Here is a 22692-nt window from a genome sequence, read left to right as displayed (position 1 = left end):
CTTGCCCTTTTGGGGACGGGCCAACCGGTACGGCTGGCGGGGCGGCGCGCCTGGGCGACGCCTGACCTAGACTCACGGCATCGACGACGAACTCATCCAGGCGGCCGCGCACGTGGCCCGAACGCACTGCCGGGGCGACAACCACACCATGGCCGCCGCGGCCCGTGCCCGGGACGGCCGGATCATCACTGCGGTGAACGCCTACCACTTCACCGGCGGACCATGTGCCGAGCTGGTCGTCATCGGGACGGCGGCCGCCCAGGGCGCGTACGAGCTGGACACCATCGTCGCCGTCGGCGACCGCGAGCGCGGCGTCGTGCCCCCATGCGGCCGGTGCCGTCAGGTCCTCCTCGACTACTTCCCCGGCATCAGGGTGATCATCGGCGGCGAGAACGGCTTGCGGACGGTGCCCATCACCGAACTCCTGCCCGCGAGCTACGTCTGGGCCGACCACCAGCTCGAATAGGCGTCTCACGAAGCCGGCCGGGCACGGGTCGGCCCCGCCGCCGGGCCGGCTGATCCCTGCCCCACACCTCGCCGAGGGAAAGGCCGAGGACATCGGCGTTCGCGGTGATCACCAGGAAGGCTGGGGCATCCGGCTGCTTTCCGGGCTGCGCAAGGCCTCCAACTAGAGCGTTTTGCCGATGGCGGGATCTGGCCAGTCGTAGGTCCCATGGTGGTTCGGCCGGTGAGAGTCAGCCTGATGTCGGCCAAGGCGGCGTCTCAAGCTCCCTGCTCAACAGAACGCGCAAGCCGCGCGCCGAAGGCGCGCTCGATCAAGGACGCCCGAGCGGAGCGAGGACCTATCGGCCGGGGCGGGATCCAACTGGCTGACCACCCAGACAGGCAACGGGTGGGCCAGGCAGAACGCCCGAGCGGAGCGAGGACCATTCGGCCGGGGCGGGATCCAACTGGCCGACCACCCAAGCAGGCAACGGGTGGGCCAGGCAGAACGCCCGGGCGGAGCGAGGACCTTGTCCTTCAGGGGCGGACCAACCGGTACGGCTGGCGGGGGCGGCCCGCTTGGGAGCCCTTTACCGGCGGCATCGGCCAAGCCAGCCCCTCCTCCGCCAGACTCTGCAGAACCCGGCGGGCCGATCGCGGCGCCACCGCCAGCACGTCGGCCACGATCTCGGCGTCCACCACCAGCGCCTCCGGCCCATCGCCGAGCCCCGCCACCAGGCGTTCCAGGAGCTTGCCCCCCTTGGTCGCGGTGACCGGCTCGCTTTCGGCCCGTCTGCGCTGCCGTAGCGGCAGGGAAAGAACGGTCCCGTCTCCGCTGACCATGTAGGCCGCCGCCGCCCCGGCGTTCCTGGCCTTCTCGACGGCGACCAGCGCGTTGGCGTCGGCGTCCCGCGCGGTGGTACCGAGCCCGATCCCCACCTCGACCGGCACCCCCGCCTCCGACCGCACCCGGTCCATGAACGGTGCGACCCGGAACCCATCGGTGGCCTGTGCGAGCGCACCGACCGTGGCGGTGACGACGTAGCTGTTCTCATCGCGCGGCACCACGGTGGCACCCATCACCCGAGCGTCTGCCAGCAGCGACTGGTGAAGGGAGAGCTTCAGTTCCTGCTGCCAGTAGTTGCCGGGCCCTGAGTAGCTGGGCCGAGCGGAGGCGGCCAGTTCGACCACGGCGATGGCGATCTGCCCCTCTTCCAGCCGGCTCCCCGTACCGAGAAGTGCCGCCGTGTTCAGCGCCAGCCTCAAGGTGTGGGAGGTGGGCAGCATCCGCAGCACCGGCACCCCGGCGGCGGTGAGCGCCTTGGCCACACTCCTTATCGTGGTGAGCGCGGCCGTGGTCACCCCTTGCCGATGAAGCTGCTCGTGGAAGCCGATGAACCCGCGGGCGGACTCCGGCTGGTCGTACTCGGAAAGGTGCACCCCCGCGGTGCTGACGCCGATCTCCCCGTAGGCCTCTTCGACGTCGGCCGCCGGCAACGAGTCGATGCTGACCCTGGCCGGATCGATGCCGTCGGCGAGCACCCCGCGCAGCAGGGCGGCATAGAGACTGGCCCCGCTCATGGGCACGAACGTGGCCGGCATGGGCAGTTCGCCGCCCTGCCGGGCGAGGTCGTACTGGAGCGGCCCGGTGAACAGGGCCACGTCAATACTGTCGGCGATCTTGGAGAACTTCTCGTACGTCTCGTGCTCACCGGCCAGCGGCGCGCCCACCAGCCGCCAGTCGGCGGCGGCGGGCAGGTCGGCGCCGATCATCATGATCTGCTCGACCAGGTCGGGCGGCCCGACGACCCCGATGGCCACCCTCGACCGCGTCTCGGATCGCAACCGATCCATGATCGTTATCTCTCCAGTCCGGATCGCCACTGCAGGAGTCGCGTCATCGTCCCGCCGAGGACCGCCGCACGGTCCTCCTCGGCGAGGCCACTGAAGATTACCCGGCCGAGCGACATGCGAAGATCGATGAACGGGAAGTCGGAGCCGTAGACCACCCGGCCCGCTCCGACCTCCGACACCATTCTGACGATGTCGGGCCCGCTGTTGAAGGAGCCGCAGACTTCCAGGATGAGTCCGGGCTGTCGCTGCGCCGCCTCGATCGCGAGGTCGAAGCCCAGCGGCGTGGCCCCGGCATGCCCGGCCAGGATGGTCGCCCCGGGATGCCGGGCGGCCACCTCCTCCACCTGCCCGAGATCGTTGTACGGCGAGCCGTCATAGCTGTGCGTCAGCACCGGGCACCCGGTCCGCTGCGCGAACTCCCACACCGGCGCGTACCGCCGCCCGGTGAGCGGATAGTCGTGCAGGTCGGGATGGAGCTTGATCCCCCCGAAGCACGGATCGTCCCCCCACCGCCCGAGTTCCCCCACGGGATCCTGCCAGGGGTTGACGGTCAGGTACCCGGTGAACCGGTCGGGCGCGCCCCGGACGATCTCGGCGGTCCGCTCGTTGCCCTCGGTGGCGTCGAGCTGGATGGCGAGGTGGCTGGACAGGACCGCGTGCGCGACCCCGCACCGGTCCATGACCCGCACCATCGCCTCGGGCCCGGCCTCGGGAATGAAGAACAGGCTGTACGGCCCGGCGTGCGCGTGCGCGTCCACGATCCGCACCCCGGTCTGGGGACGGCGGCTCCACACGGCGGTCTCGATGCTCACGCGGCCCTCGCTTCCTGACGCAGCAGGCCCAGCACGTTGCCGGAGCCGATGGCGGCCACGCTCTCGTCGTCCAGTTCCGACCAGAGGAGCCGGGTGAGCGCCTCGGCCGGGTCTCTGGTGGGGGCGCCGGTGCCGAAGACGAGGCGGCGCGGGCCGTACCTCTCGACGAGCCATTCGAGGCCGCAATGGGAGGAGAGGTTGGCCAGCCCGAGATGGACGTTGGGTGTGCGGGCGAGCACGCCCGCCGCCTGCCTGAGCAGGCGGTATCCGAGGCCGCCCACGACGACGGCGAGGCCGGGGCGGGCGGCGGCGACGGCCTCGACGGTGGGCCAGCCGGCCTGCGGCGCGTCGAGCAGCAGCGGCAGCCCGGCCTCGGCGAGGGCGTCGAGCACGCGGGCGGTGTCCTTGCCCGCGAGGTCGTAGCCGTGGTCGGCGGGGTAGGCGCGGACGGCGGCGACGCCGTTGTCCAGGGCGGAGGTGACGAAGTTCGCGGTCTCGTCGCAGGTGTCGGGCAGCATCACCCAGCAGGGGCGCAGCCTGGGCTGTCCCTCGGTCAACTTGACGATCTTGAGATTGCCCTGGTGCGGGTCGTGCAGCCACGACCAGCTGTGGCTCACGAGCGCCTCGGCGATGCCGAAGCGGTCCATTCTGGCCAGCGCCTGCGTGACCGTGCCCTGGCCGACGTCCCTGCGGGGGTGCCGGCCGAGCATCGCGTCAGCGTCGATCAGCATGAACCGTCCATCCGTCGGGGATCGTGGGGGGCTGGTCGCGGAAGGGGAAGAGGCCGACGGTGAACCGGCCGTCGGCGCGGCGCAGTCCGAGGGTGTGGATCTCGCCGTACTCGGCGGTCCTGGCCTTGGGGTCGGGGATGCGCGCGGGACCGTTCCCGTGCAGGACCTCGTCGGGCGCCTCCAGGGGTACGGCCAGCAGCCCGGGACCCTTCTCCGTCACGAACCCGTCCCCGTGGCGGCGCCAGGGCGACAGGGCGTGGAGCTGCCAGATCGCCTCCGTGTCGATGCGGTCGGAGACGACCCAGTAGCCGGGGTCGGGTACGAAGACGATTTGCCGGTCGTGGCGCTGCCCGTAGCCGAAATGATGTCCCTCGAAGACCTGCCTATCGCGAAAAATCCGGAACAGGTCGCACGAAGCCCGCCGATCCTCCTCGTACTCCTGTCCGGGCACCAGCAACGTGTTGTGCGCCCTGGTCGCCTGATACCAGTCGTAGTAGCCCGGGTCGTCATACGACGGCGGCCCGCCGCCCTCCCACGCCAGCGGCACACCCCATCCCTCGATGACGAAGTCGAGCGCGGCGTGGTGGCTGTGCGGCTCCAGCTCATGCCCGACATACGGCCCGTAGTTGATCACGGTGTGGAAGCCGCCGCCCCGCAGCACCGCGTACCCGCTGGCCTCAAGGTTGACCGGACCGGGCAAAGGGTCGATGCCGACCGGCCAGACCACACCGCTGTCCTGCAGGTGCGGCACCCAGCCGCCCGACGTGGTCAGCGCGGCCAGCCAGTCGTGCATGAGCGGGTAGCGGGGGTGTGCGGCCAGCGACGGCTCGACGGCGGCGGCCCGCTTGAGCGCGTCCAGGCACATGCCGTGGTAGCCGGGCGAGCGTTCGTGGTGGCCGCCGTCGGCGCGTACGTCGCGCTCCAGGTGTTCGTGGATGCGGGCCAGCGCCACCTCCGCCCACGACTCGGCCTCCGGCAGGTCGGCGAAGACGCGGGCCAGGTGCAGGAGCTCGCAGACGGTCGCGAACTGCCAGTTGCCGTGGCGGAACTCGTCGTGCTCCTCGGCCGACCAGCGCGCGCCGCCGATGACCGTCTTCAGCATCTCCCTTCTGCACCGCTCGCCCAGGGCCGTGCCGAAGACGTGCAGGGCGTGGGTGAGGTACATGCCGCGGGCGCACACGCCGAGCGAGTACCAGACCACGTCGAGACCGGGCCAGTCACCGCGCACCCGGTCGCGGTCGGCGTACCACTGCAGGAACAGACGCTCCCAGGTGTCGGCGTAGCGCTGCTCGCCGGTCTCGGTGTAGGCGGCGATCAGCGGGGTCATCCAGCGCAGGTAGTGGAAACCGTACAGGCGGGAGCGGCCGTGGCCCTTGTCCAGGAAGTCGACCTCGATGCCGATCAGGTCGTCGGCGGCGTCCGCGGGCATGCCGGCGGGGACGGGCGCCCGCCATCTCCAGGTACGGCCCAGCTCCGGCAGATCCGCGTCGGGAATGTGGCGCATCCGGGTCGGGTGCACATGCGGCGGCTTCTCCACATAGGCGGTCATGCGAGCCTCACCGGAAGCCCGGTGCGGGCGGACTCGTGCGCGGCGGCCAGCACGGCGGTCACGTCGCGCGAGCTCTCGACGCTGATCAGCGGCTCGGTCCCGGTGCGCGCGCAGTCGACGAAGTGGTGGATGGCGTCGCGGTAGGCTCCGGCGGGCACGCCGTGCACGACGCGCTGGAGCATGTTGCGCGGGTAGGCGTAGGCCTTGGCGGTGGCCACCTGGATGTTCTCCTTCTGACGGTCGAGCTGGATGACGCCGTCCTCGCCGACCACGGTGACGTAGCTGTCGACCATGGTCGGGAAGGTGTTCGGGTAGATCCAGGCGGACTCGAAGGTGGCGACGGCGCCCCGGCCGAAGCGGGCCTGGATCTGCATCGCGTCGGGGGTCTCGATGCCCATGCCGCGCAGCTTGCCGTGGCGGGCGGTGGCGAACACCTCCACCACGCGGTCGTCGTAGAGCCAGCTGAGCAGGTCGATGTCGTGGCTGGACAGGAACCAGGCGCAGCTGGTCTGGTCGGCCCAGCGGATCATCTCGGTGGGCACGTAGATGGTGTCGTCCTTGCGGGCGTACCCCACGACCGGCTCGCCGACCAGCGCCATCTGCTCCTTGGCCTGCGCGTAGGCGGGCACCCAGCGGTGGTTGAACAGGCACATCGCGACCACGCCCGCCTCGCGGATGGCGGCGACCGCGCGGTCGGCGTCGGCGACGGTGGTCGTGAACGGCTTCTCGACCAGGATGTGCAGCCCGGCCCGCGCGGCGGCGACCATCATGTCGGCGTGCAGGTGGTCGGGCGTGGTGATCGAGACGGCGTCGACCGTGCCGGAGGCGATCAGGTCGCGGTAGTCGGAGTAGACGGCCGCCTCTCCCAGGGGGCTGCGGGAGACCGCGGTGAGCTCGACGTCGGGGTGGGCGGTGAGCACCTCGGCGTGCCCGCGGCCCATGATCCCGGCGCCGATGATCCCTACTCTGAGCTTAGGCAAGTGCGTCATTCCATCGCTTCTCTGCAGTGTCGAGCGCTTCCTTCGCGCTCTTGGTACCCGTGAGGAAGGCCCTCACCTCTTCGGAGAGCAGCTCGCCCAGCTCCGCGTCCTTGTTGGTGCCGATCGGGGTGTACTTCAGCTGGGGCAGCCCCTTCACGATCACGCTCCTGGCCATGGCCATCGGGTCGTCGCCGGAGACGCCGGTGAAGAACGTGTCCTTGGTCGAGGAGACCGTCGAGGGATAGATCGGCACGATCTTGCAGAAGGCGAGCTGGTTGGCGCCGTTGGTGAAGTACTTGATGAACTCCGCGGCGGCCTTCTTGTTCGTGGACGCCTTGGGGATGGAGAAGGCCTGCTGGGCGAGCAGCAGGTTGCCCCCGGTGCTCATCTGGACCGGCGCCGTGACGAGCAGGTCCTTGTAGACGTCGGGCGCGTTCTTCTGCACGTTGAGCAGCTCGGCGGCGTTCGCGTGCGCCTTGAAGGCGACCTGGCCGTTCTCCAGCGTCTGCGGGAGGTTGCGGATGTCCTTGGAGACGGCGCCGGGCGCGATGCCCTTGGCCGCGTAGCTCTTCTTGAACTTCTCCAGCACCTCGGCGGCCTGCGGCGTGTTGAACACGGCCTTCTTCTTGTCGGGGCTGAGCAGCTCGACGCCGTAGTAGCGCAGCGTGTTGTGGTCGGGGATCGCGTTGAACCCGTTGACCTTGGTCTTCCCGTAGACCTTGTCGGCCAGTGCGAGGGCCTCGTCGTAGCTGGCCGGAGGCTTGGCGGGGTCGAAGCCGACCTTGTCCATCACCGACTTGCGGTACATCGCGACGGGCGCGCCGCCGTTGTACCAGGGCACGGCGTAGAGCTTTCCGCCGGTACGCAGCGGCTCGACCAGGTTCGGCTGGAAGTCGGCGAGGTCGGTCTGGGTGAAGTAGGTGTCGAGCGGTTCGAGCGACGGCGTGAAACGGCCTAGTTCGATCGAGCTGACGTTGACCGCGTCGGGCACCTCGCCGCTGGCCACGGCGGCCAGCAGCTTCGTGGCGCTCTCCTGGCCGGGCACGTCGACCCACTTGACCGTGACCTGGGGGTGCTGCTTCTGGTAGTCGGCGATCAGGCCGTTGATGTAGTCGCTGTAGTTCTTCTTCAGGTTGATCGTCCAGAACTCGACCTCGCCCTCGAAGGGCTGGTCGTCGCCGCCTTCCGCGGCTCCGGAGGTACCGGCGACGCAGCCGGTCGCGAAGAGGGACAACGCGAGAGCCGCTACTAAGAAGCTTCTGCTTGACATGTGGCCGTCCTTAATCGCTACTTTCGGCACAATGGCAGGACGCGCTCTTGCCGTCAATCCCCGGGCTATGTACGCTGCAGAAAATTCTGGCCCGCCGTTATCCATCTTTAGGACTACCAATGCCCGGACAGCGGTGGTACACCCCCTACCTCTTCGCCCTCCCGGCCCTGGCCTTGTTCGGGGTCTTCTTCGTCTGGCCCGCCGTCACCGCGATCCAGCTGTCGTTCATGAAGTACGACGTGGTCTCGCCGCCGGCCTTCGTCGGAGTGGACAACTTCGTGCGCCTCCTGGGCGACGAGAAGTTCTGGACCGCGACGCTCAACTCGGTGTTGTTCCTGATCGGGCTGTTCCCGCTGCTGGTCGTGCTGCCGCTGCTGCTGGCCGTACTCGTGAACCAGAAGCTGCCGGGGATCAGGACCTTCCGGATGCTCTACTACCTGCCGGTGGTCACCTCGATGGTCGCGGTGGCCGTGGCCTGGGAGTACGTCTTCAACCAGCAGGGCGTGCTCAACTGGATCCTCACCGGCGCCGGCCTGCTGGACCAGCCGATCCAGTACCTGCTCGACCCGTTCTGGGCGCTGCCCGCGCTCATCCTGGTCGAGGGCTGGAAGAGCATGGGCTTCTACATGATGATCTACCTCGCCGGGCTGCAGACCATCGACACCTCGCTCTACGAGGCGGCCCGCGTCGACGGCGCCACCGCCTGGGACCGGCTGCGGCGCATCACCGTGCCGCTCATGATCCCGTACATCGCCGTCGCGTTCACGATGGAGATGCTCGACGCGATGCAGGCCTTCACCTCGGTGTACGTCATGACCCGGGGCGGACCGCAGGACGCGACGCTGACCCTCGGCTACTACATCTGGTCGGCCGGCTTCGAGCACTACGAGATGGGCTACGCCAGCGCCATCGGCCTCGTCCTCTGGGTGGTCATGATCGCGCTGGCGATACTCAACCACCGCCTCACCAGGGGGAAGTCGTGAGAACACGCAACATCGGGATGTACGTCCTGCTCACTGCGATCGCCCTGGTCTTCGTCGGCCCGTTCCTCATCCTGCTGTCGTCGGGACTGAAGCCGTCCGGCCAGGCGGTCTTCGCCTTCCCGCCCGACATCATCCCCCGGCCGCCGGTCCTGGACTGGGTGAAGGAGGCGTGGACGGCGATCCCGTTCCCCCGCTATCTGCTCAACTCGGTCATCTACGTGGGCGCGATGGTCCCGGCGTACGTGCTGGTCTCGGCGCTGTGCGCGTACCCGCTGGCGCGGCTGCGCTTTCGCGGCCGGAACCTGATCTTCCTGGCGATCCTGTCCACGATGTTCCTGCCGGGCGAGGTCATGCTCATCCCGCGTTTCCTCGTGGTCTCGCAGCTCGGCATGGCCGACACCTATGCCGGGGTGATCCTGCCCGGCCTGCTGTCGGCGTTCGGGATCTTCCTGCTCCGGCAGACGTTCGCCGGGGTGCCGCGCGAGATCGTGGACGCCGCCCGCACCGACGGCTGCCACGAGCTGCGCATCTTCTGGCATGTGATGCTGCCCGCCGCCCGGCCCACGCTGGCCATCCTCGCCATCTTCGGCTTCATCTCCGTCTGGAACAGCTTCATCTGGCCGCTGGTCGTGCTCAAGGACTCGGCCAAGTACCCGATCGCGCTCGGGATCGCCTATCTGGCCGGGATCACCGGCACCGACGTCAGGACCCTCGCCGCCGGGACGATCATCTCGATCATCCCGGTGGTCGTCGTTTTCATGCTCATGCAACGCCACGTCCTCGAAGGCATGCGAGGCGCAGTGAAAGGCTGACCGCGATGTTGACCCGCAGGCAGTTCGGTTTGGGCGCGATGGCGCTGGGGTTACCCCTCACCGCACGCCCGGCAGGCTACGACTACACCACCCGGGAGACGTTCGACCTGTTCGACAAGGTCTTCCACGACAGCGGGCTGACCGGGCAGCCCACGCACACCAACGAACTGGGCGCCCTCGGCTGGGGCCAGTCGTACGTGTTGTGCGCGTTCATCCGGATGTATGAGGCCTACAAGGACACCCACTACCTCGACCGGCTCATCCACAACGCCGACCTGGTGCTGGCCGGGCGCGACTCGGTCCGCGGCGTGACGGACTACCGGGGGCTGTCGCTGCCGGGCTGGCGCAACACCAGCTACACCGCGGGCGGGGTGAGCCTGCTCGACGCCGCCGGCACGCCGGTCCTGGAGGTGCGCAGCGCGCTCACCAACGTCAGCGACGCCGTCGTCACCGTGAAGGCGGGCAGCTCGGCCGAACGCTTCACGATCGTGGTGGACAACCCGAAGAAGAAGCGCGTCTCCACCTTCACCGACCTGACCATGGACGACGCGGCCGAGCGTGTCCTGGCCGCCTACCCCACCCCCAACATGGTCACCGCCAGACGGCTGGCCGCCGGCCCGCCCGCGCACGGCACGTTCCCGATGGCGGCGGCGCCCGTGCACTTCTCCGTGCACACCGGCATGATCACGTACCCGATGGCCGCCTTCGTCCGTCTGGTCCGCCAGAGCCCCAGACTCCAACGCATCCCGAAATATCGGGACAAGGCGCGTGAGTATCTCCAGGCCGTCCGCGAGGCCGCGGCCATCCACGACCGCGAGTGGCACGACGGCGGCTACTTCATCTGGCCCAAGCACATGCCGGTCCCCTACGACGGCACAGAGCAGCCCCACAACCAGTCGCTCGGCCTCGGCCAGACCTACGCGGAACTCGCCGCCGCCACCGGCGAACGCCGCTACCGCGAGCGCACCCGGGCCATGGCCCGCACGTTCGGCCGCGACCTGCGGACCAACGACAAGGACGCCTACGTCTGGCCCTACTGGCCGGCGTCCGGGGTGATGTACCGCGGTTACACCCGGGCCGACGACATCTCGGAATGGACACCGTCGTACGGCAGGCCGCCCGTGGGCGCCCAGCAGATGGAGGACCTCAGCCACGCCGGAATCGACATCGAGTTCGCCGGCGCCGCCCACCGCGCCGGCCTCGGCTTCCGCGGCCGCGACATGGCCCGCCTCGCCCGCACCTACACCCGCAACCTGGCCACGAGCGACAACGGCGTCGCCACCACGTTCCTGTACGTCGACGGCGGCGGCGGCCTCGCCCCGCCCGGGCAGTACCTGCAGGCGCCCCGCTTCATGCCCGTCGCTCAGTGGGACCCCGGCCTCTTCACGCACGCCCGCAAGGTCTACGACGACCACGCCGTGGAGTCCCAGGCGGGTTCCACGCTGCTGAGCGTCGCCTATCTCAACTGGTTCGCCCGGAGGTCCTGATGCGTCTGTCCCGCCGCCAGTTCACGCTCGGCGCCCTCGCCCTCTCCGGCACGGCCGTCTTCCCCGGCACGGCTGTTTTCCCCGGTACGGCTCGCGCCGCCGCAGCCCACGACTACACCGCCCGCGAGACCTTCGACCTGTTCGACCGGACCTTCCACGAGAGCGGCAGCGCCGGCCAGCCGTCCGACACCAACGAGCACGGCGGCCTGGCATGGGGCCAGTCGTACGTGCTTGCGGGCTTCGTCCGGATGTATGAGGCCTACCAGGACACCCACTACCTCGACCGGCTCATCCACAACATCGACCTGGTGCTGGCCGGGCGCGACTCGGTGCGCGGCGTCACCGACCACCGGGGCCGCTCGCTGCCCGGCTGGCGGGCCATGGCGCCCTACACGGTCGGCCTGGTGACGCTGAAGGACGCGGGCGGGCAGGCGCTGATCGAGATCCGCACTGCCCTGACCTACGCCGACAACGCGGTGGCGACCGTACGGGCGGGCAGCTCCGCCGACCGGTTCACGCTGGAGGTGCGCAACAACCGGACGAACCTGGTGGCGACCTTCACCGACCTTTCGCTGGATCCGGCGGCGCCCGACTACGCGGCCCGGCGGATCCTCGACGCCTATCCGACGCCGACGCTGGTGACGGCCCGGGAACTGCGGGCCGCGCCCGCGGGGAACGCGGTACCCGCGCTCGGGGCCACGCCTTTCGTGTCGCAACCGGTGATCTTCACGGTGCACACTGGCATGATCACTTATCCGATGGCGTCGTTCGCCAAGCTCGTGCTGCGGAGTCCGCGGCTGCGGGCCGTACCGAAATATCGGCACAAGGCGCTGCAGTACCTGAAGGCGGCGCGGGACGCGGCGGCCATCCACGACGACGAGTGGCGGCAGACCGAGGACGGCCGGGGGTATTTCGTGTGGAACAAGGGCACGCCGCTCGCCTACGACGGCACCGAGCAGCCCACGAACCAGGGTCTCGCGCTCGGCCAGACCTACGCCGAACTCGCCGCCGCCACCGGCGACCCCTTCTACGCCGACCGGGCGCGGCGCATGGCCAGGACCTTCCTGCGTGAGGTCAAGGCCGACGCCGACGACGCCTACGTGTGGTCGTACTGGCCGGCGTTCGGGCGGACCTACAACGGGTTCGCCAAGGCCGACGGCGTCTCGGAGTTCACGCCTTCCGGCGGGCCTGCGCGGCAGATCGAGGACCTCAGCCACGGGGCGATCGACGTGGAGTTCGCCGCCGCGGTCTTCCGCAACCGGCTGTTCTACAAGGGCGCCGACATGGCGCGCTTCGCGCGTACCTACGGCAAGAACCTCGTCGCGCCACCCGGCGCGGACGGCATCGCCACCGCCTACCAGCGCGTCGACGGCACCGGCAGCACGACCTCCGCCGGGCAGTACTTGCAGGCGCCGCGGTGGATGGCGGTGGCGCAGTGGGACGAGACCGTGTTCACGCACTCGCGGGCCATCTATGACGGCCGTGCCGTACAGCCGCAGCTCGGTTCCTATCTGGGCTGTGTGGCCTACCTCAACTGGCACGCCCGAAGGGGGTCGTAGTGTTGCTCAACCTGGTCATGGCGGGGACGCTCGCGCTGAGCGGCGCGCACTCGCTCTCGCTGGAGAGCGTCTGGCTCACCAAGTACAAGGCGCTTGAGGCGCAGATCGGCGCGTCCGTCTACAACGACCGCAGCAGCGCCACCCTGGCCTGGGGCGAGAGCTACATCATGCGCAGCTACCTCGACGTCTACCGGGTCACCCAGGACACCGCCTGGCTGGACAAGCTCGTCACCCACGCCGACACGGTGATCGCCAACGCCGACGACGTGGACGGTGACGGGTTCCTCGGGTGGAGCACCGAGCGGTACTCGCCGGTCGAGATCGCCAACACGGGCTTCGAGAGCGGTGACGGTGCGCTTCCCACTTCGTGGACCCGTTTTCAGGACACCGGCAGCCATGTCCACCGCACGACCGACGCGGTCGTGGGCACGCAGTCGGTGCGGGTGGTCTCCGATCAGACCAAGTGGAAGAAGCTCTACCAGAACGTCAACAGCGCCTACGAGGGCGGATCCACCTACGTTCTGCGCGGCTGGGGCAAGAAGGCCGGGTCGGTGACCGGGCGGATCGTGCTGCGCAACGGGTCGACCACGATCTGCGCGCTCGACTACACCTCGACGAGCTGGACGTTCAAGCAGGTCGAGTGCAAGCTGCCGACCGGCGGGCCGCAGCTTCGGGTGTGGCTGGAGCACGCCTCCTACACGGTGGCCGGATCGGCGTCCTTCGACGACGTGAAGCTGAGCGGCCGTTTCCCGTACATGGTGCACGACGCCATGATCGGCATCCCCATGGCCGAGTTCTCCAGGCTCGTCACCCAGACCCCCGCCTTGTCCGGATATAGCGCGAAAGCGGCGGTGTATCGGGACTTCCTGGAGACAGAGATCGTGCCCCGCTGGGAACAGAGCACCTACCTGGGCAACACGTGGAACGGCACCACCTTCCGCCAGCCCCCGAACGTCGACACCCTCTCCCACACCGGCACCGGCAACGACCTGCCCTTCAACATGGCCCTCGGCTTCGCCAACCTGCTGACGGTCCTGCACAGCATCAACGGCGACCCCGCCTACCTGTCCCGGGCGAACGCGGTCACCCAGTGGGCCAAATCGAACCTGGTCAACTCCGGTGGCGCGTACATCTGGAACTACGGCACCTACACCACCATGAAAGAGGACCTCTCACACGCGAACGTGGACCTGTCGGCGTTCCTGGAGTCCTACCGGCGCGGGCAGGTGATGACCACCGCCGACATGATCGCCCTCAAGAACACCCTCAAACTCAAGATGTGGAACGGCTCCGCCACGGCGCCGGTCTTCAGCCTGCGAGTGGACGGCACCGGAGCGGCTAACGGAACCGACTACTTCCTGCACTCGTGGATCGAGCTCACCGAGTGGGACCCGCAGGTGAAGGCGCTGGTGGCAGCCAAGTACACCAACTTCACACCCACCAGCTCCTCCCACCTGATCACGTTGTCCCGCCTGCTCGCCCGAGGCTAAGGGCAAGGTCCTCCCTGCGGTCGGGCGCTTTACCGAGGGCCCCACCCCTTACCCAGCCAAGTGGTTGGGCAGTTGGAGCCCGCCCAGAGTGCGAGGTGCTCCGCTTCGCTCCGCGCGTGTTTTCCAGCCGGGCCGTAGCCCCGGCCCCTGCGGGTCCTCGCTTCGCTCGGGCGCCTTGATGACGCGCGCCTGCGGCGCGGCTCGCGCGTCGGGAGGGCAGCCGCTCATGTTCGCCCAGCCACCCGTGGCGAACTCGACGAACTGCCCTTCCTCCGACGCCGCGGCTGCGGCATGCCCCCGACCCCGGCGCGGCGCAAGCCGAGCATGCTGGCCGACCAGCGGGCCGCTACGACGCGGTGGCCCTGGACTGCGTGCCGGGTTCGCGGGCCAGCACCTTCGGAGTGTGGTCGAGCCGCCGCCCTCGGCTGACCAGCGGCTCTGCCCTCTCCGCCTCGCGCGAGCCGCGCGCCGGAGGCGCAAAGACAGGCAGCCCGAGCGGAGCGAGGACCCGCAGGGGCCGGGGCCACGGCCCGGCTGGAAACACGCGCGGAGCGAAGCGAAGCACCTCGCCCTTTGCCTTTGTCAGCGGAACGCGGCAGCCGCCTTGAGGAAGGTGTCGTTGGCCTCCGGGTCCCCGATGGACACGCGTGCCCCCTCCCCCGCGAACGGCCGGACGGCCACGCCCTCCAGCCCGCATGCCGAAGCGAAGTCCAACGTCCGCTCTCCCAGCCGCAGCCACACGAAGTTCGCCTCGGTGGGCGGTACCTCCCATCCCTGGGCGATGAGCGCCTCCCGCACCCGCGTACGTTCCTTGACCACCGCGTCCACTCTGGCCAGCAGTTCGTCCTCCGCCTCCAGCGAGGCGAGGGCGGCGATCTGGGCGAGGCTGTTGACGGCGAAGGGGATGGTGACCTTGCGTACGGCCGCGGCCACCGGCTCATGTCCGATCAGATAGCCGACCCGCAGCCCGGCCAGGCCGTACGCCTTGGAGAAGGTGCGCAGCACGCAGACGTTGGGCCGCTCGCGGTAGATGTCGAGCCCGTCGGGGACGTCTTCGTCGCGCACGTACTCGCGGTACGCCTCGTCCAGCACCACGAGGACGTTCGTGGGCACCCGGTCCAGGAAGGCCGTGAGCCGCGCCCGCCCGATGGGCACGCCGGTCGGGTTGTTCGGGGTGCAGACGAAGATCATCCGGGTCCGGTCGGTGATGGCGTCGGCCATCGCGTCCAGGTCGTGCTCCTCGTTCACCAGCGGCACCCGTACCGAGACCGCCCCGGCGAGGTCGGCCAGCAGCGGGTAGGCCTCGAACGAACGCCAGGCGTAGATCACCTCGGCGCCCGGTTCGCTCACGGTCTCGAACAGCTGCTGCGCCACTGTGACCGAGCCCGGCCCCAGGGCCACGTGCCCGGCCGGCACGCCGAAGCGCCCGGCGAGCGCCTCGGTCAGCCGTGCCGACGCCGGGTCGGGGTAGCGGTTGATCTGCCGCGCGCCTTCCGCGATCGCCTCGACGACCGAAGGCAGCGGGTCATAGGGGGATTCGTTCGAGGACAGCTTGTGGGAGCGGCCGTCGGCGCTGACGACGGCCTTGCCCGCCTTGTACGCGGGCATGGTGTCCAAAATGGCGCGGAAACGAGGCATGGCCACACTGTAATCCCCGGTCCGCGCCTCTTGCGCTACGCCTGCCCGTCTCCTAAGTTATGGGCCATAACTAAGGTTAGCCTTACCTAGGGAGTGAGCGATGCGGACTGGTGGGCGGACGGCCACGTTCAGCCACGAGGACGTGGTCGCCGCCGGCGTGCGCATCGGGCTGCACGAGCTGACGGTCCAGGCGGTCGCGGAGGCCCTCGGCGTCACCCCCACCGCCGTCTACCGGCACGTGCCGAGCCGCGCGGCGCTGGAGACCCTGGTCGGCGAGGCCATCCTGAACGAGCTCACGCTCCACGACGACCCGGAGCGCCCCACCGCCGCGCATCTGGTGGCGTTCGGCCGCCAGTTGCGGCAGTTCACGCTCGCCCACCCGGGCACCGCCCAGTACCTGCAGCGGCTGTTCCCACGCGGCCCGTCCGGCGTCCGGCTGCTCGAAACGCAGATCAGAGCCCTGGCCGGGCGCGGGTACGCCCCCGCCGCCGCCACCGTCCTCAGCTCCGCCGTGGCCACGGTCACCATCGGGATCGTCGCTGCCGAACAGGCCCAGGACGCACAAGCCCGGCTCGACCCTCCCGGCACCGAGGAGAACACCCGCGAGGCCCTGGCCGCGATGGCCGGCTCGCCGCTGGTGCGGGCGGCCACCTCGGGCATCCCCGCCCACACCGCCGACGACTACTTCGAGCTGGTCCTGGCCTCACTCGCCGAAGGGCTGGTGGCCAAGCTGCCGCCCGGCCGCGACGTGGCCGAACTCGCCGCCACACTACGAGAGGAACACTGAGATGGCCCGCGGCTACGGCGGGGTGGTGATGAAGGCGTTCGGCGCCGACGAGCACACGCTCACCGTCGTGTCGTACGCCGACATCACCCCGCACTTCCGGCGCATCACCTTCCACGCGCCGACGCTGTTCGACGGCCCGCCGATCGAGCCGGCGAGCTGGGTACGCATGTGGGCCCCCGACCCGGAACGCCAAGGCCGCGAACACCAGCGCGGCTACACCCTGGTCGCCCCCGACACGGAGACGTGCGAGGTCAGCCTGGAGTTCGTCCTGCACGAGCCGGCCGGCCCCGCCTGCGTCTGGGCGCGCCAGGTGAAGATCGGCGACACCGTCCAGGTGAGCCGGTGGTCCTCCGGCCAGTTCACCGTGCCCACGCCGGAGCCCGACGGCTATCTCCTGGTCGGCGACGCGGCCGCGCTGCCCGGGATCAACGCGATCCTGGCGGCGGTGCCCGAGACGACTCCGGTCGAGGTCATCCTGGAGCGCTTCCACGACGACGACCTGGACATCCCGCTCACCGCCCACCCCCGCGCCCGGGTCACGTGGGTGCCGGCGACCGGCGACGACTCCGTGCTCGCCCGCGCCGTGGAGGATCGTGACTGGTCCGACTGGTACGCGTGGGTGACCGCCGAGTCCGCCGCCACCAAGCGGGTGCGCGAACGGCTGAAGGAGCTCGGCTTCCCGAAGACCGACGTGAAGTCGCGGGCGTACTGGATCAAGGGCAAGGCCATGGGCGTGGACCGCCCCACCGAGAGCGAGGAACGTCCGCAGACGCCGCCTCCCGCCCCCAAGCGGACCGGGAAGTGGCGCTCGCGGGCCGGCGCCCGGCTGCTGGCGCCGCTGAAGTCGCGGCTCATCCTGGCCGGTGTCTTCCAGGCCGTCGTCTCGCTGCTGCAGCTCGCGCCGTACCTCATCCTGGCCGAGCTGTGCCGCCGCCTGCTGGCCGGCGGCGCCGTGGCCGCGGGCGTGACGGAACTCGGACTGCTCGCGGTGGTACTGCTCGGCGTGGGAACGACGCTGGCCGGGGTGCTGGTGGTGGCCATGCACGCGCTCGACGCCGGATTCGGCCACCACGTCAGGGCGAGCGTGGTGCGCAAGCTCGCACGGGTGCCGCTCGGCTGGTTCACCGACCGCACCTCCGGCAAGATCAAGCAGGCCGTGCAGGACGACGCGGCCAGCGTGCACTACCTGGTCACGCACGCGGTGCTCGACATCGTGGCGGCGGTGGTCACGCCGCTGGCCGTCCTGGGCTACCTGTTCTCCGTCTCCGCGGGGCTGGCCGCGATCCTGCTGGTGCCGCTGGCCTTCTACGGCGTCCTGACCGGGCGCATGGTGGCCGCCTCCAGCGCGGCGCTGCCGCGGTTCTCGATCTGGGAGACGCGGGTCGCCTCGGAGGCGGTCGCGTACGTGGACGGGCTGGCCGTCGTGCGCGCCTACGACGCCGGACCCGCCGGCGGCTTCCGCGCCACGCTGGAGGAGCGGGCCCGCTTTCTCGACGCGTGGCAGCGCCCGCTCGGCGGCCGCAAGACCGTGGTCGACCTGGTCACCCGGCCACTGACCTCGCTGCTGCTGATCATCGTGACGGGCGGCCTGATGGTGGCGGGCGGGGTGCTGAGCGCCGCCGATCTGCTGCCGTTCCTGCTGCTGGGGGTCACGTTCGGGGCGCAGCTCCTCGCCGCGGGGTACGGGCTCGGCTCGGCCCGCGAGGGCTTCGGCGCCGCCCAGCGGATCGGACTGCTCCTCGACGAGCCCGAACTCCCGGAACCCGACGCGCCCCGGCCCCTCCCCGCCGGTGAAGGCCGCCCGGTGCGCTTCTCCGGCGTCTCGTTCGGCTACACCCCGGAGCACGAGGTCCTGTCCGGTATCGACCTCGAACTGCGGCCGGGCACCGTCACCGCCCTCGTCGGCCCGAGCGGCGCCGGGAAGTCCACGCTCGCCGCGCTGCTGGCCCGCTTCCACGACGTCACGGCCGGCCGTATCACCATCGACGGCGTGGACCTGCGCGAACTCCCCCTCACCGACCTGTACCGGACGGTCGGCTTCGTCTTCCAGGACGTCGCGCTGATCCGCGGCAGCGTCCACGACAACATCGCGCTCGCCCGCCCCGACGCCACCCGCGAGGAGGTGGAGCGGGTGGCCCGCGCCGCCCAGATCCACGAGCGGATCATCCGGCTGCCCGGCGGGTACGACACCGTGCTCGGCGACGAGGCCCGGCTGTCCGGCGGCGAGGCGCAGCGCCTCACGATCGCGCGGGCGCTGCTGGCCGACCCGGGCGTGCTCGTGCTCGACGAGGCCACCGCCTACGCCGACCCGGAATCGGAGCACCAGGTTCAGGAGGCGCTGAGTCACCTGGTGGCCGGCCGTACCGTGCTGGTGATCGCGCACCGCCTGCACACCGTGGCCGGCGCCGACACCATCGTCGTGCTGGACGGCGGGCGGATCGTCCAGCAGGGCGCCCACACGCGCCTCGTCACAGAACCCGGCCTCTACCGCGAGCTGTGGCAGGCCACCTCCATCATCGAGCAGCCGAAGGCCTCCGCATGATCCTCCAGACCCTCCGCCTGGCCGGCGACCGCGGCGCCGCCGTGCGCTACGCCTGCCTGCTCACGCTGAGCACTCTCCTCCGGGCCGGCGCCATGCTGAGCCTGGTGCCGCTGCTGTCCGCGCTCTTCTCCGCGACCCCCGCCGGCGCGCTCCCGTGGATCGCCGCCCTGGCCGTGCTCGTCGCCGCCGGATGGGCCAGTGACTACGCCGTCACCGGGGCCGGTTTCGCCATCGGCTTCGGCCTGCTCAACAACCTGGAGGCGCGGATCGTGGACCGGCTCCAGCGCATCCCGCTGGGCTGGTTCACCGGTGAGCGCCGGACCGGCGCGCAGCGCACCCTCACCTCCTCCGGCCGCGAACTCTGCCAGGGCATCACGCACCTGCTCACTCCGACCGTCAACGCCCTCGCCCTGCCAGCGCTGATCGGGGCCGGACTGCTGTTCGTCGCGTGGCCGCTGGGCCTGGTCGCGCTGGCCGCCGTCCCGCTGCTGCTGGGAGCGCTGTGGCTGAGCGGGCGCTGGCTGCGCGCCGCCGACTCCTCCTACGACGCCGCCTCCGGTGAGGTCGCTCAGCGCATCATCGAGCTGGCGCAGTCACAACCGGCATTGCGTACGGCCGGCCGTACCGGCGTCGAAGGCACCGCGATCGGACGGGCACTCACCCGCCAGCGCAAGGCCGCACTGCGGCTGATCGGACTGGGCATCCCCGGCCAGCTGGTCTTCGGATTCGCCACGCAGGCGGCGCTCCTGGGGCTGGCCGCCACCGCCGTCGCCCTGGGCGTCTCCGGCGAGCTGAACGCGGCCGAGGTGGTCGCGGTCATCATCGTCATCGTCCGGTTCATCGAGCCGTTCACGACGCTGGCCGACCTGTCCCCCGCGTTGCAGAACATGCGCGGCACCCTCACCCGCGTCCACGCCATCCTCGACGCCCCCGCCCTGGACCCGCTCCACGGCGACGCGGAGATCCTGCCCCGCCACGACGCCGCCGCACTGGAGCTGCGCGACGTCCACTTCGGCTACGAACCCGGGCAGGACACGATCGACGGCGTCTCCTTCACCGTCGAACGCGGCACCACCACCGCGGTGGTCGGCCCCTCCGGCGCCGGCAAGAGCACCCTGCTGGCGCTGATCGCCCGCTTCCACGACGTGGCCGCGGGCGCCGTCCACGTCCGCGGGCACGACGTCCGCCACTACGACCCCGCCGTCCTGATGGGCCAGCTCGGCATCGTCTTCCAGGACGTGTACCTGTTCGACGCGAGCCTGTACGACAACGTCCGCCTCGGCAACCCCGCCGCCACCGAGGACGAGATCCGCGCCGCCGCCACGGCCGCCCAGCTCGACGAGGTCATCGCCCGTCTCCCGAACGGCTGGGAAACCCGCGTGGGCGAACGCGGCACCTCCCTGTCCGGCGGCGAACGCCAGCGCGTCAGCATCGCCCGCGCCCTGCTCAAGAACGCGCCCGTGCTCCTGCTCGACGAGGCCACCGCCGCGCTGGACACCAACAACGAACGCGCCATCATCGGCGCCCTGGAGTCCACCGGCCGGGACCGGGCGACGCTCATCATCGCCCACCGCCTCAGCACGATCGCCCGCGCCGACCAGATCGTGTTCCTGGAGGCCGGCCGCGTGGTGGAGTCGGGAACCCTACCCGAACTCCTCGCCCTGGACGGCCGCTTCGCCGGCTACTGGCGGCAACGCGAACAGGCCGCCGGCTGGACCCTCGTCCCCACCAGAGCAGGCTGAGCAGCCGGCGATCCGGGACGTCACCCCACCCGGCGGTTCGTTGTCCAGATCGGGCGCTCACCAGCGCGGGCGCGTACCGGTCGAGCAACCCCAGCGCCCGCCACTCCCGCTCCGGCTGCCCCATGCTCGACGGACCTGTAGCGCTTGACGACCACGCCAGGTCCCATCTCGATCGTGTGCGCACTCCTCAAGGCAGCTTGGCCCGCACGATCTCCCCCAGCGGAACGTCCGCCACCTTCCGCCACCCCTTGGGACGCCGCCGCCCGACACGCAGCTCGACCTGCTCCTCCACGACCTGGTCCACAGCGCCGATGGCGGCTTCCAGGATCTGGTGGGCCCGGTGCCTGTTGGCCCGGTGGGGGATGCGCTTGTTGCGGCGGATGTTCTTGCGAGAACTCTTGTCATTCTCACCGTAAGCGTTGCGCCGGTCCTTGGCGTAGCTCAGAAGCTTCTTCTCCTGCGGCGTCCTCTGCCTCATACACCGTCCTTCCCGATCACGACGATAGCGAAGAACCTCCGCGCGTCTGGCCTATTGACCACAACCCAGGCACGGCCTCTGTTTTAGCTCGCATAGAGCTCTTGCCAGGTCAAGGAGTGCTCCCATCTGGAGCCCGACAGTCAAGCAGCGGCCACTTCTCATTCGATTCGATTCGATAGTCGAGTTCGTTGGGCGTTGCCATGGCGAGTGCAGGGTATTCCACCCTCGGACGAGGGACACTCTCGGCACTTTTCACCGGCAGGCAAGAAGGGAATTCCATCATGACCTCGGTTAATCTGACACATCTGTCGTGTCTTCGCACGGAGGACAGTGAGGAAGACGAGGTGTACATCAAAGTAAACGGCTCGCGAGTGTGGCCGAACTCCAGTGCGACCCCGATTTCACCGGGGCACACGGTCACGATCTCCAAGAGCTTCCATTTGGACCAGGACACCATGACCATTGAACTGGTCGACGAAGATACCGAGCCCATCGATCCGGACGATAGCCTCGGCACGCACACAGTACGATCATCCGAGCAGGGCCAGGGACAGCGCGAGGCGAAATTCACCGGCTCCGGCAGTCAGTACTCGCTCTTCTATACGGTTACATAGTCACGATCGACAATGCGCACGATGCGCCACAACCCCCAGATCATCACGGCCAACCTCGCCGCGTACGAGGAGTACCGGACGCTGTTCGAGAAGCTTCTTCTCCTGCGGCGTCCTTCCCGATCACGACGACAGGCTTCCGAGGAGAAGCCGGGTCATGAACACGCTGTTGGGATCAGGCCGGTAACCGGCGAACGGATCACAATAACGGAACCCGAACCGCTCATAGAGCCTGCGCGCCGGAAGAAAGAACTCCTCCGACCCCGTCTCCAGGCTCACCCTCCCGAACCCCATGCCCTTGGCCTCACCGAGAATGTGCTCCAGCAACCGAGACGCGATACCACCGCGCTGACGATCCACCGCGGTCCGCATCGACTTCAACTCGGCATGCCCCGCGTCCAGCCTCTTGACCGCCCCACAGCCGACCACCGTCTCACCGTCGAGCATGGACCAGAAAGTGATCTCCGGCCGGCGAAGCTCGTCAAGATCGAGCGCATGCGTACTCTCCGGCGGCGATAGGGCCCGCATCTGCCGCACATGCTCATCGAGAAACTCGCCGATCCCCGCCCCGGACAGATCATCCACCACGATCCTCATGCCGGCCCACTGTACGACCGCCCCGTTACACCAGGATTTCGGCAGGTTACACGGCCATAAGGAATGACCAGGATCCCGATCCGGCCTCTCTCGTCCGTTCTGACAACCCCATGATCCGAACCCCCGGATCACCACACCGTTCTTGCGCATTTCCCCAGACCTGACCACCAGAAGCGGTCGCCCATCCTCCAACCACCTGCCATCCTCCGTAAAGGAGGAGGTCGCACTGGAGCTTTCCCCTTGGCACCAGTCCTGGAGCATGAGACACATACGCCATTCGTCACCACGTCAGATGCTGCTCGCATCGTTTACAGTCGCGGCTTTCG

At 69.5% G+C, this 22692-nt stretch carries 19 protein-coding genes; 10 read left to right on the top strand and 9 right to left on the bottom strand.

The annotated features are described in order from the left end of the window. Window positions 1-79 precede the first annotated feature (79 nt). Window positions 80-466 carry a cytidine deaminase gene (locus tag ACIBKY_RS35310; protein WP_397104302.1) on the top strand — a complete coding sequence of 129 codons (387 nt, stop codon included), beginning with the start codon at window positions 80-82 and terminating at the stop codon, window positions 464-466. Between the two features lie 515 nt (window positions 467-981). Here the strand turns inward: ACIBKY_RS35310 and ACIBKY_RS35305 are convergent. The 6 genes from ACIBKY_RS35305 to ACIBKY_RS35280 are packed head-to-tail and all read right to left on the bottom strand — an operon-like array spanning window position 982 to window position 7604. Continuing rightward, complete coding sequence (locus ACIBKY_RS35305) at window positions 982-2289, bottom strand: GTP cyclohydrolase IIa (RefSeq protein WP_397103636.1); 1308 nt, start codon at window positions 2287-2289, stop codon at window positions 982-984. Between the two features lie 14 nt (window positions 2290-2303). Next, window positions 2304-3110 carry an amidohydrolase family protein gene (locus ACIBKY_RS35300; RefSeq protein WP_397103634.1) on the bottom strand — a complete coding sequence of 269 codons (807 nt, stop codon included), beginning with the start codon at window positions 3108-3110 and terminating at the stop codon, window positions 2304-2306. After that, entirely contained in the window at window positions 3107-3841 is a 735-nt protein-coding gene (locus ACIBKY_RS35295) for an amidohydrolase family protein (RefSeq protein ID WP_397103632.1), read from the bottom strand. The genes ACIBKY_RS35300 and ACIBKY_RS35295 overlap by 4 nt, the downstream gene beginning before the upstream one ends. Beyond that, the gene (locus ACIBKY_RS35290; protein WP_397103630.1) at window positions 3825-5390 is read right to left on the bottom strand and encodes a heparinase II/III family protein; all 1566 of its coding nucleotides are present in this window, start codon (window positions 5388-5390) and stop codon (window positions 3825-3827) included. The genes ACIBKY_RS35295 and ACIBKY_RS35290 overlap by 17 nt, the downstream gene beginning before the upstream one ends. Continuing rightward, window positions 5387-6379 carry a Gfo/Idh/MocA family protein gene (locus tag ACIBKY_RS35285; protein WP_397103628.1) on the bottom strand — a complete coding sequence of 331 codons (993 nt, stop codon included), beginning with the start codon at window positions 6377-6379 and terminating at the stop codon, window positions 5387-5389. Before ACIBKY_RS35285 ends, ACIBKY_RS35290 begins: the two co-directional genes overlap by 4 nt. After that, window positions 6363-7604 carry an ABC transporter substrate-binding protein gene (locus ACIBKY_RS35280; protein ID WP_397103626.1) on the bottom strand — a complete coding sequence of 414 codons (1242 nt, stop codon included), beginning with the start codon at window positions 7602-7604 and terminating at the stop codon, window positions 6363-6365. Before ACIBKY_RS35280 ends, ACIBKY_RS35285 begins: the two co-directional genes overlap by 17 nt. Window positions 7605-7759: 155 nt before the next feature. Here ACIBKY_RS35280 and ACIBKY_RS35275 point away from each other — a divergent pair, with 155 nt between their 5' ends. From ACIBKY_RS35275 to ACIBKY_RS35255, 5 genes are read left to right on the top strand one after another with little or no spacing between them, the layout of a single operon-like run. Next, window positions 7760-8623, top strand: a complete 864-nt coding sequence (locus tag ACIBKY_RS35275) for a carbohydrate ABC transporter permease (protein WP_397103624.1) — start codon at window positions 7760-7762, stop codon at window positions 8621-8623. Further along, the gene (locus ACIBKY_RS35270) at window positions 8620-9435 is read left to right on the top strand and encodes a carbohydrate ABC transporter permease (protein ID WP_397103623.1); all 816 of its coding nucleotides are present in this window, start codon (window positions 8620-8622) and stop codon (window positions 9433-9435) included. The genes ACIBKY_RS35275 and ACIBKY_RS35270 overlap by 4 nt, the downstream gene beginning before the upstream one ends. A 5-nt stretch (window positions 9436-9440) precedes the next feature. Then, the gene (locus ACIBKY_RS35265) at window positions 9441-10922 is read left to right on the top strand and encodes a hypothetical protein (protein WP_397103621.1); all 1482 of its coding nucleotides are present in this window, start codon (window positions 9441-9443) and stop codon (window positions 10920-10922) included. Further along, window positions 10922-12481: a hypothetical protein gene (locus ACIBKY_RS35260; RefSeq protein WP_397103619.1), complete on the top strand. Its 1560-nt coding sequence runs from the start codon at window positions 10922-10924 to the stop codon at window positions 12479-12481. The genes ACIBKY_RS35265 and ACIBKY_RS35260 overlap by 1 nt, the downstream gene beginning before the upstream one ends. Further along, the gene (locus ACIBKY_RS35255; RefSeq protein WP_397103617.1) at window positions 12481-13971 is read left to right on the top strand and encodes a hypothetical protein; all 1491 of its coding nucleotides are present in this window, start codon (window positions 12481-12483) and stop codon (window positions 13969-13971) included. Before ACIBKY_RS35260 ends, ACIBKY_RS35255 begins: the two co-directional genes overlap by 1 nt. Window positions 13972-14553: 582 nt before the next feature. Here ACIBKY_RS35255 and hisC read toward each other — a convergent pair. Then, the gene (gene hisC, locus ACIBKY_RS35250; RefSeq protein WP_397103615.1) at window positions 14554-15609 is read right to left on the bottom strand and encodes a histidinol-phosphate transaminase; all 1056 of its coding nucleotides are present in this window, start codon (window positions 15607-15609) and stop codon (window positions 14554-14556) included. Between the two features lie 100 nt (window positions 15610-15709). Here hisC and ACIBKY_RS35245 point away from each other — a divergent pair, with 100 nt between their 5' ends. From ACIBKY_RS35245 to ACIBKY_RS35235, 3 genes are read left to right on the top strand one after another with little or no spacing between them, the layout of a single operon-like run. After that, window positions 15710-16396: a TetR/AcrR family transcriptional regulator gene (locus tag ACIBKY_RS35245; RefSeq protein WP_397103613.1), complete on the top strand. Its 687-nt coding sequence runs from the start codon at window positions 15710-15712 to the stop codon at window positions 16394-16396. 1 nt (window position 16397) lies between these two features. Continuing rightward, a complete protein-coding gene (locus ACIBKY_RS35240; RefSeq protein WP_397103611.1) occupies window positions 16398-18938 on the top strand; it encodes an ABC transporter ATP-binding protein/permease in 2541 nt (846 codons plus the stop codon). Beyond that, window positions 18935-20680 carry an ABC transporter ATP-binding protein gene (locus ACIBKY_RS35235; RefSeq protein WP_397103609.1) on the top strand — a complete coding sequence of 582 codons (1746 nt, stop codon included), beginning with the start codon at window positions 18935-18937 and terminating at the stop codon, window positions 20678-20680. The genes ACIBKY_RS35240 and ACIBKY_RS35235 overlap by 4 nt, the downstream gene beginning before the upstream one ends. A 187-nt stretch (window positions 20681-20867) precedes the next feature. On the opposite strand, the gene ACIBKY_RS35230 is transcribed toward ACIBKY_RS35235, so the two are convergent. Next, window positions 20868-21158, bottom strand: coding sequence for a hypothetical protein (locus ACIBKY_RS35230; protein ID WP_397103607.1), 291 nt, complete (start codon window positions 21156-21158; stop codon window positions 20868-20870). Window positions 21159-21502: 344 nt separating this feature from the next. On the opposite strand from ACIBKY_RS35230, the gene ACIBKY_RS35225 reads away from it, so the two are divergent. Further along, window positions 21503-21772 (top strand): hypothetical protein, encoded by a 270-nt coding sequence (locus ACIBKY_RS35225; RefSeq protein ID WP_397103605.1) that lies wholly within the window; start codon window positions 21503-21505, stop codon window positions 21770-21772. 120 nt (window positions 21773-21892) lie between these two features. Here the strand turns inward: ACIBKY_RS35225 and ACIBKY_RS35220 are convergent, their stop codons facing one another. After that, complete coding sequence (locus ACIBKY_RS35220) at window positions 21893-22366, bottom strand: GNAT family N-acetyltransferase (protein WP_397103603.1); 474 nt, start codon at window positions 22364-22366, stop codon at window positions 21893-21895. Window positions 22367-22692: the final 326 nt, after the last annotated feature.

This window comes from Nonomuraea sp. NPDC050394, from assembly GCF_044459065.1.
GTDB lineage: Bacteria > Actinomycetota > Actinomycetes > Streptosporangiales > Streptosporangiaceae > Nonomuraea.
The sequence above is the reverse complement of the archived record's forward strand: the minus strand, read 5'-3'. Positions and strand labels throughout refer to the sequence as shown.